The sequence below is a fragment of the Providencia sp. PROV032 genome (assembly GCF_028484875.1).
Taxonomy (GTDB): domain Bacteria; phylum Pseudomonadota; class Gammaproteobacteria; order Enterobacterales; family Enterobacteriaceae; genus Providencia; species Providencia rettgeri_E.
Window position 1 is genome coordinate 87,938 of sequence record NZ_JAMPSX010000022.1, and the last position, 17,264, is coordinate 105,201.

At 39.1% G+C, this 17,264-nt stretch carries 12 protein-coding genes; 10 read left to right on the top strand and 2 right to left on the bottom strand.

The genetic code is table 11. The features are described 5' to 3' along the window. Positions 1 to 13 precede the first annotated feature (13 nt). A complete protein-coding gene (locus PSF42_RS15345; RefSeq protein ID WP_272517078.1) occupies positions 14 to 598 on the bottom strand; it encodes an inovirus Gp2 family protein in 585 nt (194 codons plus the stop codon). Between the two features lie 345 nt (positions 599 to 943). Then, positions 944 to 2,428, bottom strand: coding sequence for a YfjI family protein (locus PSF42_RS15350; protein ID WP_272517079.1), 1,485 nt, complete (start codon positions 2,426 to 2,428; stop codon positions 944 to 946). A gap of 466 nt (positions 2,429 to 2,894) precedes the next feature. Between PSF42_RS15350 and PSF42_RS15355 the strand changes: the two genes are divergently transcribed. The 10 genes from PSF42_RS15355 (at position 2,895) to PSF42_RS15400 (ending at position 16,320) form a co-directional block, all read left to right on the top strand. Then, a complete protein-coding gene (locus PSF42_RS15355) occupies positions 2,895 to 3,623 on the top strand; it encodes a DUF3944 domain-containing protein (protein WP_272517080.1) in 729 nt (242 codons plus the stop codon). A gap of 57 nt (positions 3,624 to 3,680) precedes the next feature. Further along, positions 3,681 to 4,358, top strand: coding sequence for a helix-turn-helix transcriptional regulator (locus PSF42_RS15360; protein ID WP_272517081.1), 678 nt, complete (start codon positions 3,681 to 3,683; stop codon positions 4,356 to 4,358). A gap of 9 nt (positions 4,359 to 4,367) precedes the next feature. Next, positions 4,368 to 5,453, top strand: coding sequence for a hypothetical protein (locus PSF42_RS15365; protein ID WP_272517082.1), 1,086 nt, complete (start codon positions 4,368 to 4,370; stop codon positions 5,451 to 5,453). An 83-nt stretch (positions 5,454 to 5,536) separates the two neighbouring features. Then, positions 5,537 to 5,755 (top strand): hypothetical protein, encoded by a 219-nt coding sequence (locus PSF42_RS15370; protein WP_036942776.1) that lies wholly within the window; start codon positions 5,537 to 5,539, stop codon positions 5,753 to 5,755. An 89-nt stretch (positions 5,756 to 5,844) separates the two neighbouring features. After that, complete coding sequence (locus PSF42_RS15375; protein WP_272517083.1) at positions 5,845 to 6,261, top strand: antirestriction protein; 417 nt, start codon at positions 5,845 to 5,847, stop codon at positions 6,259 to 6,261. A 60-nt stretch (positions 6,262 to 6,321) separates the two neighbouring features. Then, entirely contained in the window at positions 6,322 to 7,158 is an 837-nt protein-coding gene (locus tag PSF42_RS15380) for a DUF932 domain-containing protein (protein WP_272517084.1), read from the top strand. 363 nt (positions 7,159 to 7,521) lie between these two features. Beyond that, positions 7,522 to 9,162, top strand: coding sequence for a class I SAM-dependent DNA methyltransferase (locus PSF42_RS15385; RefSeq protein ID WP_272517085.1), 1,641 nt, complete (start codon positions 7,522 to 7,524; stop codon positions 9,160 to 9,162). Further along, complete coding sequence (locus PSF42_RS15390; RefSeq protein WP_272517086.1) at positions 9,162 to 10,415, top strand: restriction endonuclease subunit S; 1,254 nt, start codon at positions 9,162 to 9,164, stop codon at positions 10,413 to 10,415. Before PSF42_RS15385 ends, PSF42_RS15390 begins: the two co-directional genes overlap by 1 nt. After that, complete coding sequence (locus PSF42_RS15395; protein WP_272517087.1) at positions 10,412 to 13,126, top strand: TrlF family AAA-like ATPase; 2,715 nt, start codon at positions 10,412 to 10,414, stop codon at positions 13,124 to 13,126. The genes PSF42_RS15390 and PSF42_RS15395 overlap by 4 nt, the downstream gene beginning before the upstream one ends. Before the next feature lie 8 nt (positions 13,127 to 13,134). Continuing rightward, positions 13,135 to 16,320: a type I restriction endonuclease subunit R gene (locus tag PSF42_RS15400; RefSeq protein WP_272517088.1), complete on the top strand. Its 3,186-nt coding sequence runs from the start codon at positions 13,135 to 13,137 to the stop codon at positions 16,318 to 16,320. Positions 16,321 to 17,264 lie beyond the last annotated feature (944 nt).

Consider the following 17,264-nt stretch of genomic DNA (forward strand, 5'->3'; position numbering starts at 1 on the left):
TTCCGAAGGTTTTTTACCCCCGACTCATCCCAATAGACCGATAGCCATCGTGATAACTCTTTGTATGATCCTTTGCTAGATAATCCATGCAATGAAGTAAACTCAATAGCCGCTGAGGATAGTCTTCTTTATTGGCATTAAGTACATGACGCCCGTTCTTTGTAAAATGGACAAGCCCTTCGTATTGGGCGAGATCAATTCCTAATGCACTACACCATGCTTGCTGGATTAATCCTGCTAAGCTGGTAGTTGATTTAAAGTCCCCTGCATTCCAATTGAAATCTTTATTCAACAGTAATAAAGCATGGTAATGCTTACGCCGATTACGTTCACCAATCTCACGCACCCAAATATACCGCAAACGATTGTGCCAGTTACGATCCCAATCGTGATTTTTCTTTCTACTAGCGACATCAATCTTTGCTTTTAAAGATTCGATAAAACGCGTTATCTCTTTATTTGAATCACCGTATTGGTAATAAGAAGGAAAGCGGAGATCCACTCGTAAAGCAAGCGTACGAGGAAACTCGTGTACGGCATCATTAATTACGTTCGAGAAGGCTTGCTGATATTGGGCATTATAAGTATAAGGTTTCATCTTTATTTTGACATCCCTTAATTAGATATTAAAAGGCAGTGTCGGCATCAATAATTATGTTGTTCCAATTTATATTGTTACGATGATAATCAATGAAGCATAAGAGATGCTATCTCATTAATTAAATTAGCATACATTTAGTTAATAGAATTAGAACCTATTACCTGTGAAATGGTATTAACTATAAATCATCATTAAATAAATAAAGTAATAAACATATATTACTATACCGACACGATAAAACTTAATAATTAGATAAATTAAAAGCTATAGACATTCATTAACTTAGAAAAACGTCCGAATTGTAATTATTTCACTCTGATATTAGTCTGTGCCATTTTATCATTAATATCTGCGATTAGTTGCTACAGTAGCAGTTGTAGCTAATGGATAAAATGAGTATGCAGGGTGTTTTGTAAAGATATTGTTATTGAATTTATTACCCTCATATACAAATTTTGCACCGCGCAGTGAATAATTTGTATATACTGCATTTTCTTTTTCTAGGTTAGAAATAACTGTTTTCAATAAGTTACCTTTACGTAATGCACTTGGACCAAATCTCCGAATATCATTAAACCTTATACACCCCCTCTCTCTACCACTTTGATAATACTCACGGTTTAGCCATGATAATAATAAGGCTTCATAATACCCATCTTCATGCCCAAATAAATTAATAGCTTGTTGCATATACCATTCACAAATAACTGATGCACTATCAATATATTCCTTTTTTATATCGCAATCACCATCAATAAAATAACTAAACACCGCAGCTAAACGTGCAATATTATTTGCTAATTTAGATGCGAAATCTTTCATACTCGCATATTCTTCTTCCGGTTTAAGTCGAGTTTCAATGCTATTATAAATTTGTTCCCATGCATATTGAGCAGATGACTCTAATGATAAACATATTTTCTTACCTATTTTTTCATTTAAAATATTCTCTGCTAATAATCCTTTTATTCTGCAATGAAGATAATCAAGATGCATATTAAAAGAATGTCTATGTCTTATAAAACGCTCACCTTGAGTCGTCAATCGTTCATCTATATTCACAGCCAAACAACGTGCAAAAAAACCACTTCCCCGAGCTTTATTTCCTTGTCTCTTTAAATATAAATCAAACGGTTTCTTCTGTACCATTACAGATAGTGTAATTCGCCCATCTTCTATCGTAAAACTTGGCGTTGTCTTGCGATCAACATTAAAGCTTACACCATCCCACATGGAATTTATAAAGCTTAAATCCTTCATAATCTGCCTATCTAAGATATTAGCTCCCTCATCTGCGATTAACCCTATATGGGGATAGTTATTGAACATGCCCATTTGTAGCGCTTCAGGTGTCACATTGTTATAAATGTATCGATGATGTTTTGGCAGAATGGGTTTCTCTAATTGTAAAGCTTTGAGCTTCTCTAATATCTCTTCGGTACTTTGCCCTCGAGTTGTTTTCTTGCGAATTTGGCTTAGAATCGCTTTTTCTTTCTCTTTCCAAACCTGCATTTCAAGTGAATAGTTTGTTTTCTTTTGTTCAAACTCTCTTAATGAATTCGAATCATGTTGATAAAAAGGTTGCATCACTATTTTATCTACTGATGTTTTACGCTCCCCTGAGTTTGCTATCACAAGTAAAAACAATGACACTGGAAACGGCGCCATTTGGTTAACCCTGACATTTATAAATCCCTGACAAGACAAAGACATTGCACTAATCACAGAGGAGGCAATTAATGGAATTGGTGCTTGTGTGCATCCATGAACATCACTAATAATGTCACGAATATGCGATGGAAAAGCATTTAATGGAAAATGAGACATATTTTTCACCTTACGTTTTTTGTTTCGAGGTGGATAATTAATCGCATTTCCAGTAGCAAGTCAATAATATAAATTCATATATATCAATAGGTTAAATAAACCCAATTAGACTAATTAAGATTCCGTCAGATAAAATTGGATAAGTAAAAACTCATTTTCCCCTTATTTAAATGCTTGTTTTTTGATCGTTAATTTACATTTACTTACAGTTTATTATTGAAAAGTATGAGCCCTATAATTTTTTAACCCAATATAGTCATTTCACTAATTCAAATATTTTTCAGATATATATCACTTACACGAAATCAGTTAATTTCAATAATATCAATTAGTTAATTTAAATCAGTGACACACCCTGTCATTTCCCTTCATTTCTCTCTCGAAAAAAAGTCAAATAGCCGGACATAACCTGTCCGGTGAGGTTGTTATCGTGGTGTTCTCTTTTTCAAGCTAGGGAATAACACTGATGGCAACTTACCGATTAGATACCGATTTAGCGTTTTTACGTGAATGCAGCAATGAAGAACTGGGCCTGCTTGTGTCTGTACTGACTCACGACAGCAAAGACGGACAAAAGCGTTGGACTGAAACTTTAACCAGCTCACCTGAATATCAACTCTACCATCCAGAGCACCAGCAATATTGGATGTCGATTGCGGCAGAGCTGCAAGCTTTTGGGGCCAACAGCTTAATGAGCTTTGTTCGAGGCAATAAGGGCGTGCTGTACCGTGAAATCTTACAGGATGTCTGTGACCACCTTGATGTCAATTATCCGAAGGAGGGAAATACCGAAACCTTAGAATTAAATTTGTTATTGAAAGTATTAGAAAAAAGCTTAAATGAGCTAACCACGGAAGAGCTACAAGCCTTCTCTCGTGAGTTGCAACTTAACCTTACCAACCCGACACCCCAACTGATTTTGATTGCAGTTCAAGCTGCTATCCGTACCTCAGGCATTGCCGCGCTAGAAGTGGCAACACTCTCAGCCATTGGCGTGATTAATGCGCTAGGTGGGGTTGCCACCATTGGTACACTCTTTGCCGCACATCGAGCACTTTCCTTGATTGCTGGGCCGATTGGTCTTGCGGTGAGTTCAGCATGGCTTGTCGCTGACTTAGCTGGCCCCGCTTATCGGGTCACCGTTCCTGCCTGCATCATTGTGGCGTACTTACGACAAAAAGCCTTATCGCAATAAGGCTCGCCACTCCCATTCTATCCGCTTGCCGGAGCTATTTTTAATAAGGACAACATCATGTCGACATCTGTGTCTCGCCATGACCGGCTTGCGTCTCGGTTGGCGTTTATTATCAGTCAATTATTTCGAGGAGAAACCGTTTATTTATCGGCACTTTCAGAGGAGCTGAACGTCTCAACCCGTACCCTAAGGCGTGACTTTAATGAGCGCCTTCAGTATCTGGACTTGGAGTTTCATCAAGGTGGTTATCGATTAGCCGCATCACAACGACCCTTTCGTACCGATAAAGATATACTTCGCTTTGCCGCGATTACGCATGTCACCTCACTGTTTCCTGCCCTAGACAGGAAGCTGCTGACAGTCTTACTCGACCCGACGATTGATTCACCCTTCATTGTCTACCATACCCCACCTGAGCAGCGCCCCTCGCTGTTCGGGGGCTTTTATGTCCTGACACAAGCCATTGTGAAACGGCGTTTACTGCAATTTGCCCACCAAGGAAAAAGCATCACGAACGTGGCTCCGTATAAGTTGATTTATTACCACGGTCATTGGTATCTCGCTGCCGATATCGCGCAGCACATCCACGTCTTTGATGTGATGGCCTTGCAAGATGTGGTCATGACGGCGCGGGGCTTTCGTTATCGTGAAGACCTCAATCAGCGGTTATGTGAAGAGGCGTTTATTCAAGCCTTGCCTCATTACCAATATATTCAATCACTCGTTAAATTATAAGGCATTAAAATGAAAACTATTTTTTATACCGTTTGCATCAGCAGCGCACTCTTGTTGGGATGTGATGATTCAACGTCAACGCCCACTAAAGCCGTTTCCCAAGACATTCAGCGCGTTCAAGGGTTGATTTATAGCTATGACCGCAGTGTCACACTCGGGGGTGTACTCAACCACCGTAAAGACTGTGTTTCGCCTACATGGGAAACCTTAACGGATGAACAAGAAAGACCCTTGGTGATCTATAAATGTCAATTAGCTGAAGGGGCATTACAAACCGTCATTAACCACGATTTAACTCACTGGTATCAAAGTACAATCAATAACATGGAGGGGGTAAAATCACGATTAGCGAATGCCGAACCGCTCACCTTAGCAGATCAGGTGACTGTTCCTGACTTAAGTTCTGTATTGCATGTGGTTACTACTGTCACCCAGCAAGAGCTCGATTGGTCATTAATACGTCAGCATATTAAACAGAATTATTTTGTCGCTTACGAATTTGAGTTTATACCAAACTATCAACCGTCTGAAGAAGAAAAACAACAACTTGCTCACTGGAATAGCCTGATGGACCCGTTGCGTGCTTTTCGCTATGAGGCAGATGACGTCAGTAAAATTCTGCTTTCGTGGTTAAATCAAGAGCCAAATGCGAAACTGCAACTCACACAGTTAGAAACCCGGCTACGACAAAGCATGGTTAAACGTCAGAAACAGATTGAAGAAGTCATGACCCCGTTTAAAGCAGAGCAAAATGTTGGGATACAAGAAACACAGAAGTATATTCATGAATTAAAACAAGCTCAGACAAACTCGTCAGATTGGGCACTGACTCAAATTTTTATTTGGAGTCTCGTTAATCCTGAAAAGCCCGTATTAACTCATGCGCTATTTAGTCTCGAAGACTCAAGAGGAAGAGAGGACTTCACGCCGTGGGTAACCAAGGTTATGGGCCAATCAGCTCGTACAGATGCATTAGCTTGGGTATATCAAGATAAAATGAACTCAAAAGATTATATTAACAACCTAGCAAAAGCGCTCTTTTTCTATCAAATACAATCTATTACAAAACCTGAGTTTTCTCACTACCGTTACTAATCCGCCCATCGCGAGAATTCGCCCGATTCTTCACATTCTCTTTTGCGTTTACACTCTGTAGACGCATTCATTAAGGTTAATTTATGTCAATTTTTAAACTGATCGCGACCTCCGTGAGCGTTGTAACACTGGTATCTATCACCTACTACGCTCAAAAAACAGTCAATGAACAACTCACACTTGAAGGCGAGTACTCCGACACTGAAATTCAAGCGGCTCGACTTGGGGCGACACTCGCGTGTACTACGTTATTAGGTGGCGCAATTGAAAGGCTACTCAACGGATTATTTAGCGATAACTAAAACTTAACTATTTCAATGTAATAACAGCATAACGGCAGGCCAATAGGTCTGCCTTTTTTATTTCTCAATATCCATAATAAGGTTTTCTTATGACACTCGATTCAGTCTCTGCAACACCCGTCCCAACCCACCAACGCACACGTTTCTGGCAAAACCACTTTGGTACAGTCAAAGGCTTCGCCACGTTTGAAGTGGTGATCTTCACTATTATGGGCCAGTTCTGTGATGAATACACTGGCGGCTATTGGGAATACTGCACCTTACCCAATGGTGGCGCATTTATTTATCCTGATTTGACCCCTGAAAAACTCACACTGTTCAATATGCACAATGGAAATGAAGCGCAACTGAGCCCAGAAGCGGCTGGTGTCGCCGTTTGCTTGATGTTGTATAGCCAGTGGTCATTTAGAACAGAAAGTGAAGTATTGGTCGAGCGCTTCTATCAGCTTCGTGACTATGCCATCCAACACCCTGAAAGTTCAGCTATTTTCCATCTTATCGATTAATTCCCTCTTAATTCATTCTTTCAGTTTTACCTATCTTATTTATATTCAAGGAAATTTATTATGACTCGCTTAGCTTCCCGCTTTGGTGCAGCGAATAGTATTCGTCGTGACCGCCCATTAACTATTGAAGAATTGTTCCGTACTGTGCCGAGTGTTTTCTCTGAAGAAAAACACGAATCCAGAAGTCAGCGTTATACTTACATCCCAACTATTACCTTACTCGATAGTCTTCAAAAAGAAGGTTTTCATCCGTTCTTTGCCTGTCAAACCCGTGTACGTGATGCAAGCCGACGAGAACACACCAAGCATATGTTACGACTCAGACGCCATGACCAAATCACGGGTATACAAGTGCCTGAAATTATTCTTTTAAATAGCCACGATGGCTCAAGCAGCTATCAAATGCTGCCGGGTCTATTCAGAGCTGTATGTCAAAATGGTTTAGTGTGTGGAGATACCTTTGGTGAAGTGCGTGTACCCCATAAAGGCGATGTTGTAGGCAAGGTAATTGAAGGGGCTTATGAAGTATTGGAAACCTTTGATACTGTGGCAGAAAAGCGTGAGGAGATGCAATCGTTATTGTTACCTCCACCAGCACAACAAGCCTTGGCACAAGCGGCTTTAACGTATCGCTTTGGTGAAGAGCATCAACCAGTTACAGAGGAGCAAGTATTACAGCCGCGCCGCTGGGAAGATAAGAAAGATGACCTCTGGACGGTATACCAACGTTTGCAGGAGAATTTAATCAAAGGAGGATTATCAGGCAGAAATGCGAAAGGTAAGCGATCTCGCACTCGTTCAGTGAATGGTATTGATGGGGATATTAAATTGAATAAGGCGTTGTGGGTGATGACTGAAAAGATGCATGAGCATTTTTCTGGAAGAGAGAAGATATAAAATGGGAGCACATTGTTTTTTCATAAAATGATGTGCTGCTATCTATTTTCAAATAAGCTTATTTTTTTGTTAGACTGGACTTATTAGCGGTAGTAAAACGGATCGAGATGAATGCTACAAAGAAGTGTTTATTTCTGAGATCAGGGCAACAAAATGATGAATTAAGAATCTCAAGCTATATCGTCAAACTGATTGAGGTCGAATAGTCATATATTAGAAAGAGCTAAAAAGACTAACTGACTTTAAGAAATATCAGCAAGTACTAGAGTCATTACTGGCTAAATATCAATGATATAGTTATAGACATGAGTTACTATCTAATGAGTGACTTATGTGATAGAGAAGTATATAAGGAATTCCAAAATGGCAAGTTTAAAAAAAATAGAAGAATTAGAAAAACGTTTGTGGGCAGCAGCCGATTCATTACGTGCCAACACTGGCTTAACCGCGCAAGAATACTCTCGCCCAATACTGGGTTTGATATTCTTAAAATACGCTGAGTATCGTCTTACGCTAGCAAAAAATAAGCTCGTTGAACAAGCGAGTTCTCGCCGTCGTGGAAACGGTGACATTAAATCAAAGATCCAAGCAGAAGGCGCAATGTATGTGCCGGATGAAGCACTTTACTCGAACCTATTAGCATTACCAGAAGGCGCAAATATCGGCGTTAAAATAAATGACGCCATGAAAGTATTAGAAGCTGAAAATGAATCGATCAAAGATGCTTTACCTAAAACGTTTACTCGTTTTGAAAATGATATTCTAAAAAGCTTACTGAAAAATTTTAATGATATTGACTTTAGTCTTGGTTCAGACATTTTTGGTCGTATTTATGAATACTTCCTTAATGAATTCGCCAAAACGGAAGGTCAAGGAGGTGGTGAGTTCTTCACTCCCTCATCTTTGGTTAAATTGATCACCGAAGTAATAGAACCTTACCACGGCAAAGTATTCGATCCTGCTTGTGGTAGCGGCGGTATGTTTATCAGTTCTGCGAATTTTGTTACCAAGCACAATAAAGATGCTTCAGATGAGCTGTCTATCTTTGGGCAAGAAAAAACCGGTGATACGGTTCGTTTATCTAAGTTAAACCTCGCAGTCCATGGTTTACAAGGAGATATCCGCGAAGGTAACTCTTATTACGAAGACCCGTTCGACCTAGCTAAAGGTCAAGTGGTTGATGGCAAACAGTACGGTCAGTTTGACTACGTTATGGCTAATCCACCATTTAACGTTAACGAAATTCAAAAAGATCGTTTAGAAGGCGATAAACATCGTTTTCCTTATGGTATGCCTCGAAACGATAACGGTAATTATCTCTGGATTCAAATGTTCTACAGTGCACTTAATCAAAAAGGGCGTGCGGGGTTTGTTATGGCAAATTCCGCCAGTGATGCTCGTGGTTCAGAACAAGAGATACGCCAAAAAATGATTGAAGATGATGCTGTCGATGTGATGGTGGCGGTATCAAGTAACTTCTTCTATACGGTAACTTTGCCTTGCACACTGTGGTTTTTAGACAAGAACAAACCTGCACACAATAAAGATAAAGTGCTGTTTATTGATGCACGCCATATATTCCGTCAAGTTACCCGAGCAGTACGTGATTACACTAGCGAGCAACTTAGTTTTATTGCCAATATTGTTCGTCTGTATCGTGGTCAGGATATTGATAACACTTACCTTGAGAGCTATCTAGATGTAGGTAACGACGGTAAATTTAAGCTTGAAGATTTCTTTACGGATGACAATGGTGAACTGGTATATCAAGATATCGCTGGCTTATGTAAAGTTGCCTCTAAAATAGAAATTATTGAACAAGGCTATAGCTTAAATCCTGGTCGTTATGTAGGTGTTGCCGAAGGTGAGCAAGAGCACGGTGAAGACTTTGCAGCGAAACTGGAAGCGCTTAAAGAAGAGTTGGAAGCTTTAAACACCGAAGCTCATGAATTAGAAGCTTCAATATCTGAAAATGTGTTAAAAGTATTGGGGGCTGTAGCTTAATGAGTGAAGTTCAATACCTCCCACTAACTGCGGTTACTACGTTAGTTACTGATGGAAAGCATGGTGATTGTAAGAACGAAGAAAATTCTGGTTATTATTTTCTAAGCTCTAAAGATCTGCGTGACGGTAGGTTACATTATGACAATCCTCGTCAAATTAATTTTAAAGAATTTGCTGAAACTCATCGAAGAACAAATTTAGAGGTCGGAGATATCCTTTTAGCTAACACTGGTGCATCAATTGGAAGGGTTGGAATAGCACAGGCAGATAATAGAATACCAAATACAACATTTCAAAAAAGTATCTCAGTCATTAAAGCTGATAAAAGTATCATTGATAATAGGTATTTATATTATTTTTTTAAAGATAATAGCGACTTACTTTCTAGGTTAGGCGGTGGTGCTGCTCAACCTAATTTACTACTTGGTGATATTAGAAAGATACAGGTAAGAGTTCCTGAAAAAAACACTCAAATAAAAATAGCTAACATTTTAAGCCAATACGACAACCTAATCGAAAACAACAACCGCCGTATCGCTATCTTGGAAGATATGGCGCAATCACTTTATCGTGAATGGTTTATTAACTTCCGCTACCCAAACCATGAAAATAACCTTGATACCAACGGTAACCTAAAGCTCATCGACTTTCCACTTGGTCAAATACCTGAGGGTTGGGAAGTGAAATGTCTTAAAGATATTGGGTTAATAAATACAGGGAAAACACCTAGTAAGAAAAAAGAAGAAAATTACAGCTCAAGAGATGTTCCTTTTATAAAAACGCCTGATATGCATAGTGGTATGTTTGTTCTTAACACTAAAGAGATGTTATCGACACTTGGAGCAGATTCTCAGAAAAACAAATACATCCCTAGTTGGTCTATTTGCGTGAGTTGCATCGGTACGGCAGGAATTGTGGCTCTAAGCTCTCAAAGATCTCAAACCAATCAGCAAATAAACACGTTAGTACCAGATTCCAAAAAATATATAGAGTTCATGTATTTTGCATTGAAGTCTTTAAAGAAAACTATAGAAAATCACGGCGCTACTGGAGCGACCATGACTAACCTAAGCAAAGGCAAGTTTGAGGCTTTAGAAATTGTTTTTCCTAATGAGTCAATGCTGAATGAGTTTCATAACCTCGCTAATCCTATGTTTAAACAAATTCAAAACTTATCCCGAAAAAATGAAAACCTTAAAGAACAACGTGATATGTTGTTGTCTAGGCTAATGTCAGGGGCAGTAGAACTATGAGCCATGAATATCTAGGAAGCAGTTGGTATAAGTTTGATTTTCATACTCATACGCCAGCATCGTCTGATTATAAGAAGCCAGAAGAGACAGAAATAGACTGGTTAAAAGCTTTAATGGCCGAAGAAATTGACTGTGTGGCTATTACCGATCATGTGTCAGGTGACTGGATAGATCGACTAAAAGCAACTTACGCTGAACTCGATAAGCATGCGGAATGGTATCGACCGATACACTTATTTCCTGGGTGTGAAATCACTATAAGTACAGGTCAATCCCGTGTTCATGTTTTGGCTATTTTTGATCCTTCTTGTAACTCTGCAAAGATTGCAGCTGTTCTCGGCCAGTGCGGTATTACTGAGGGGCATGGTGACGCTGAAGAGACTTGTGCAACGGAGTCTGTTGATAAGGTTATCTCTATTGTAAAGCAAGCGGGTGGAGCAGCAATACCTGCGCATATTGATGGGGCCAAAGGACTGTTAAACGAAATAACAAATACTAACCAGGAGATTGAGTCATGGCTTAATGAGATTGAAGCCGCTGAGTTTGTCTCTTTAGCCTTTCTCGATACGGTTAACCCAGAGCTTTCAAAGGCGGCAGCGCACTTAGCAAAACTTCAAGGATCAGATGCCCATGAATGTAGTCGACTAGGTAAGAGATATTCGTGGATCAAAATGAGCCAGCCATCAATAGATGGACTGAAGTTGGCTCTGCATGATAACGATTTTTGTGTCGATAACTGTGTTGATAATCCTAACGCAATTCCAGATCTATTCTTAAAGAAATTGAATATTTCGCAAATGCGTCATTGCGGCCGTATTCCTGATCATCCTGCGATATTCGAATTACATCCTCTTTTTAACGCTGTTATCGGAGGCCGGGGCTCTGGTAAGTCAACATTCATTGAGTCTGTTCGGTTGGCATTGGGGCGTGAAAATGAAGTAGCAGAACTTGAGCAGATCCAAGAAGAGGTTCACTCTTTTAGAGAGGGAGTAACAAAATCTGATACTGAAATATACGTTGAGCTACAACGAAGAGATGAGACATACCAATCGATTTGGAAACACAGTACAGCACCCTACATTAATAAACTACAAGCAGGCGTTTGGTCCCTTGATAACGGAAAGCCAGAAGAGCGTTTTCATGTAAGTTTATACAGCCAAAAACAAATCAATGCACTGGCAAGCAATACGAACAGCTTATTAGAAATTATTGATCGCTCAAACGAAGTTAATCTTTCGGCATGGAAGTATCAGTTTGACGCTGAGCTCAACAAGTTTTTAGGGCTTTGTCGGGAAGTACGTCAACTACAGGAGCGGCTTAATAATAAAGGCACCTTAGAATCACAAAAAGACGACCTAAATAGCGATATCGAGAGTTTCGAGAAAGGTGGTCATAAAGACATCTTTAATGCCTACCAAATTTTTTCACTTGAAAAACAGAAAGTTGAAAAGGCAGCCGGTGTCTCTGGGTTAGTTGATTCTATAGACGGTATGCTGTCTGAGGAGTTTGCGGAGCTTAGCCTCATAGAAGAAGGCGAAAACAAGCCTGATTACGTCACAGAGTTAGAAGAAATACAGGCGGCATTCAAAGGGAAGTTAGTTTCTGTTCAGACAGAACTGGAAAAGCTAAAAGAGCTAATTAAAAAAGCTGAACAAGATCGAGCTGATGCAATCAGAAAATCAACTTGGTACTTAAAAGGCGTAGAAGCTACACAGCACTATGAACAAGTTGTTCAAGAGTATGCTGAAAAAGGGGAAGAGCTGAATCCAGCGCAGTATGAGTCTTGGCTTACTCAACGCAATAAGATCAACATTCAGTTGGAAGAGTTAGAAACAGTACAAACGAATCTAGGCATCAAAAAAGGCCAGTGTGATAAGTCACTTAGAAAATTGTATGTTTTAAGAAGAAGGCTTCAGATAAAACGTCAAAAATTTATTAAGAAAGTTATTGGTGGAAATCGTTATGTGAAAATGAAGCTATTGCCGTTTGCGAACAGAACTTCGATAGAGAAAAAGTATAGAGAGCATATTGGAGTGGAAACTAGTTTTGCTACTTCCATTTATCAGGATGATCAAACCAACAGCTTGTTATATGAGTTACTTTCTAAGGAGTTAAACCTGAAAGGCATTGCAAAAGAGGTCAGCAAGTTAAAAGGTGCGACTCTATCCTTAGCTTCTGGTGACGATGTACCACCATATCGAATCGATAGTCGTTTGAAGACTTCGCTCACGCAAAAGCTTTCACAACAACCTGAAATGTTTGAGCGATTGATAACTTGGTGGCCTGATGATCAACTTGTTGTTGAATATGCCAAAGACATAGAAAAAGGTAAGTTTGAGAATATTGAAAAAGGTTCAGCGGGTCAGAAAGCGGCAGCCATTTTAGCCTTTTTGCTTAGCCATGGTGATAATCCAATTATTGTAGATCAGCCTGAAGATGACTTAGACAATGCCCTTATTTACCAGCTGATTGTGTCTCAGATACATGAGAATAAGAAGCGTAGGCAAATTATCATGGTGACGCATAACCCTAATATTGTTGTTAATGGTGATGCTGAGTTTGTAAATGTGCTCCATTTCCACGCAGGGCAAGTTCAGGTATTAGAGTCAGGTGGTTTATGTGAACAAACCGTTAGAGACCATGTATGTAATATCATGGAAGGTGGAGCAACTGCTTTTGATAAGCGTTACAATAGGTTACGAGTGATTTAGGAGATGGCATGACATATACGGAAGACGCTTTAGTAGAACAACCAGCGATTAACCTTTTCTCTGAATTGAATTGGGATACGGTAACGTGTTGGGACGAGGTTTTTGGCTCGCTAGACGATGCGCACCTCGCTGATAATCAGTTGTTTTTTGGCAGAGAAACCCGAAACGATGTAGTTTTATTTGCAAGGTTAAAAGCAGCTCTGCTAAAGCTGAACCATGATGTTAATTCGCTTGTTATTCAAGAGGCTATTGACCAAATCGCTCGCGATAGAAGTGCTATGACTGATATATCCGCCAATGAAGAAATCTATGAGTTGTTAACTAACGGCTACGTGTACACTACAAATGCTGAAGATGAAGAAGATTGCGTTGTACAGTATATTGATTGGTCAAACGTGAGTAGCAATGACTTTCTTCTTTGTAGTCAAATGAGCATAACCGGTGAAATTGAAACCCGTCGCCCTGATTTGATAGGTTTTATAAATGGTTTGCCACTGGTGTTTATTGAACTAAAAGCAAGTCACAAAAACCTGTTAAGCGCATATAAAAACAATCTATCTGATTACAAAAATACCATCCCACATCTGTTTGCTTACAATCAGGTCATCATTCTTTCCAATGGTGTGCAATCTAAGGTTGGCTCTATATCTAGCCAATGGGAGCACTTTTCTGAGTGGAAAAAGATTGAGAGTGAAAAGGAAAAGCGCCGAGTCAGTTTAGAGGTAGTAATACGGGGTGTCTGTGAACAAAGTCGACTGCTAGATATCATTGAAAACTATATGCTATTTGTTAAAGCAAAGCATACAGTAAAAATTATTGCTAAGTATCACCAATATTTAGGAGTGAATCAGGCTTTATCTGGTCTTAATAACGTTAAAGAACGTACTGGGCAGTTAGGTGTCTTTTGGCATACCCAAGGTAGCGGTAAAAGCTTTTCAATGGTGTTTTTCTGTAAAAAAGCTTTTCGCAAATATACGGGGAACTGGACGTTTGTATTGGTCACAGATAGAACAGATTTAGATGATCAAATTTATAAAACCTTTAACTCTGCTGGCATTGTTACTGAAAACTGCCAAGCTGATTCAGGAGTTCAATTAAAGGCCTTACTTGGTGAAGACCACCGTTTTGTTTTCACATTGATCCAAAAGTTTAAGGGAGATGAAAAAGGAAGTTTTCCTGTACTTTCAGAACGTGATGACATCATAGTTATTACTGATGAAGCGCACCGTAGCCAATATGATTCACTCGCTATGAATATGCGTAATGCCATGCCAAATGCGTCATTTATGGCATTTACTGGTACACCATTATTAGCGGGTGAAGCAAAAACGCAGGAAGTGTTTGGTGACTACATTAGTATTTATAACTTTGCAGATGCAATCGATGATGGTGCTACATTACCTTTATATTACGAAAACCGTGTACCTGAAGTTTCGATTTCGAGCGATACTATAGGTGAAGATATTGCCGATATACTTGACCAAGCTGATCTTACTGAAGAACAAGAGACCCGCTTAGAAACTGAATTTGCTAAGGCTTATCACATCATCACAAGAGATGATCGTCTAGAAACAATTGCCACTGATTTGGTTGAGCATTATATTAACCGCGATCCATTTAGTTATGGTATGTTAGGCAAAGCAATGGTGGTTTCTATTGATAAAGCAACCACTATTAAGATGTATGATAAGGTTCAATTAGCATGGAAAACAAAGCTTAACAGCTTAAAGTCACAGGCAAAGTATGCCTCTGGTAGTCGTTTAAACAAACTGCGATTCCAAATAGAACATATGGAAACGACCGACATGGCGGTTGTTGTTTCTGGTGCTCAAAATGACGACGAACGCCTTGCTAAAAAGGGATTAGATTACAAACGCCATAGAGAGCGCTTTTTAAAAGAAAAAATTGATGAGAAATTCAAAGATCCTGAAGATAATTTAAGAATCGTATTTGTTTGTGCGATGTGGTTAACAGGCTTTGACGCACCTTCCGTTTCAACACTTTATTTGGATAAGCCTCTTAAAAGTCATACATTAATGCAGACCATTGCACGTGCTAACCGTGTATATGAGGGTAAGTCCGCAGGACAAATAGTTGACTACATAAATATATTCAGTGCGCTACAACAGGCATTGGGGTTATATGGTGGTGGTGTAGCTGAGGGTGGAGCTTCACATAACGTTGATAGCCCAGCCAAAAACAAGTCTGAACTGGTCGCAGCATTAGGTATTGCTATCAATGAACTCATTGTATTCTTAAGTGGTGTTGATATTGACTTGAAGCAGATTGTATCAGCATCAGCAGATGGCTTCGCCAAGCTCACTCTATTAGATAATGCCAGCGAAATACTGCTTGCACCCAAGAATAAAGAAGAGTTCACATCTTTCTTAAGGCAAATAAACCGCATCTTTAAGGCAATCATGCCTGATGATAGTGCGAACCAGTATGTGCCTTACCGAATTGCTATCAATATCATCTATTCTCAAATGCGTTTGAAGTCAGGCTTATCAATTGATGATGAGGATGTACTGGACGTTATTCGTAATAAAGTCAATGAATTGCTAGATGAGTCAATATCTACAATTAAAATTCAAAGTAATTTACCCGAACCAGTAAACATAGCTAATATCGACTTTGATGCCTTAGCTACAATGGTAGCTAAGATCGACAAACCGAAGCAATCCGATGCAGAAAAGCTAAAAAATATTATTGAGCGAAAATTACAGCCGATGGTACTTAAAAACAAAATACGCCAAGATTTACAGAAAAAATTTCAAGAGCTTATTGAGGTATACAATCTGGGTGCATATACAGCTGAAGAATTTTTCAATCGATTAAAAGAGTTTATTAATGATTTAAAGCATGAAGAAAAACGCACTGTGCGTGAAGGGTTAACAGAAGAACAATTAGCAGTATACGACTTAATGATTCAAAAGGCGCCCTTAACTGATAAAGAACGAAATAAAGTCAAAGAGATCGCCAAAGTGTTAACGGAAAAGATGCAAGGCATTTTGGTTATTGACTGGCGCAAGAAACAGCGCACTAAAGCCAGAGTTAAAAACATGATAGAAGAAGTGTTAGATAGCTTACCTGATTCATATGATGATGACCTGTGGCCTAAAACTTGTAATGAAGTGTATGTACATATCTTTGAGAAGTATCCAGGACAAGGACGTAGCCCTTATACGCATTAAACTGAACGATTTGCAACTAATTAGGCTGGATAATAACTCTAACGTTAGAAGCCAGAAATCCATTAATTAGAACAAAGATTGCTTACTCTCGACATGAGTTATAAACTAATTGTACATCTTTTATACCAGCATTAATTTAATATGAAAGGTAAGATGAGGTAACCCTTTTACTCGTCATTATTCTCATACTGGAAACACTAAAAATCGAAACAAAATAGCAATTTTTTCACTAGCTGATAAAATATCAATCTACAGTGAATAAGTGCCTCATTAGCTCCTACGCTCAAAAATCAATCAATTTATTTTTAGGCACCTCATTAGGCACTTTTGAAAAGTTGAATTGAACATTAGTACTATAAAATCATTTAGTTAAGCGACGAATTCAGACTCCGCCAGCCCACCAAATTTGGTGGGTCAGTGATAGGACAACAGGTTTAAAAACAGGAAGTTAGCAAAATCAGTTGGACTAGACACTGGCAACATTAAGACTAGAAAGTGCACGTGAAATGCACGCGCATTTGAAAGTTACTAAAAGCCCACTTCGGTGGGCTTTTTTATTGCACCTCAAAAATTAGAGAGTATGCCTCTCAAGCAACAATGATGTATTTTGCCACTACTCTTGCCTGAATCCTCTTTACTACATATAAATATGCTGCATACATTCACAGCCAAACAAAATGCTACGTTATACAACGTATTGAAATTTTCTTTGATAAAGAATCAAAACAAAAACCTTCTGACAAAACTAGAAACGCACTACAGGAACAAATTATAAAAAGGATTAGTGGGTGGTTCGGTCCATTGAATTTACGTGTCACTATGAGTTCGTCTCAGTCACTGACAATCAATAGCACTAAAACAGATGGTGAGAAGGAAAAGATTTTTCAAGATGATACATTGATTCCTGCGTGATAACATATCACTACTACGGATAAATACTGGTT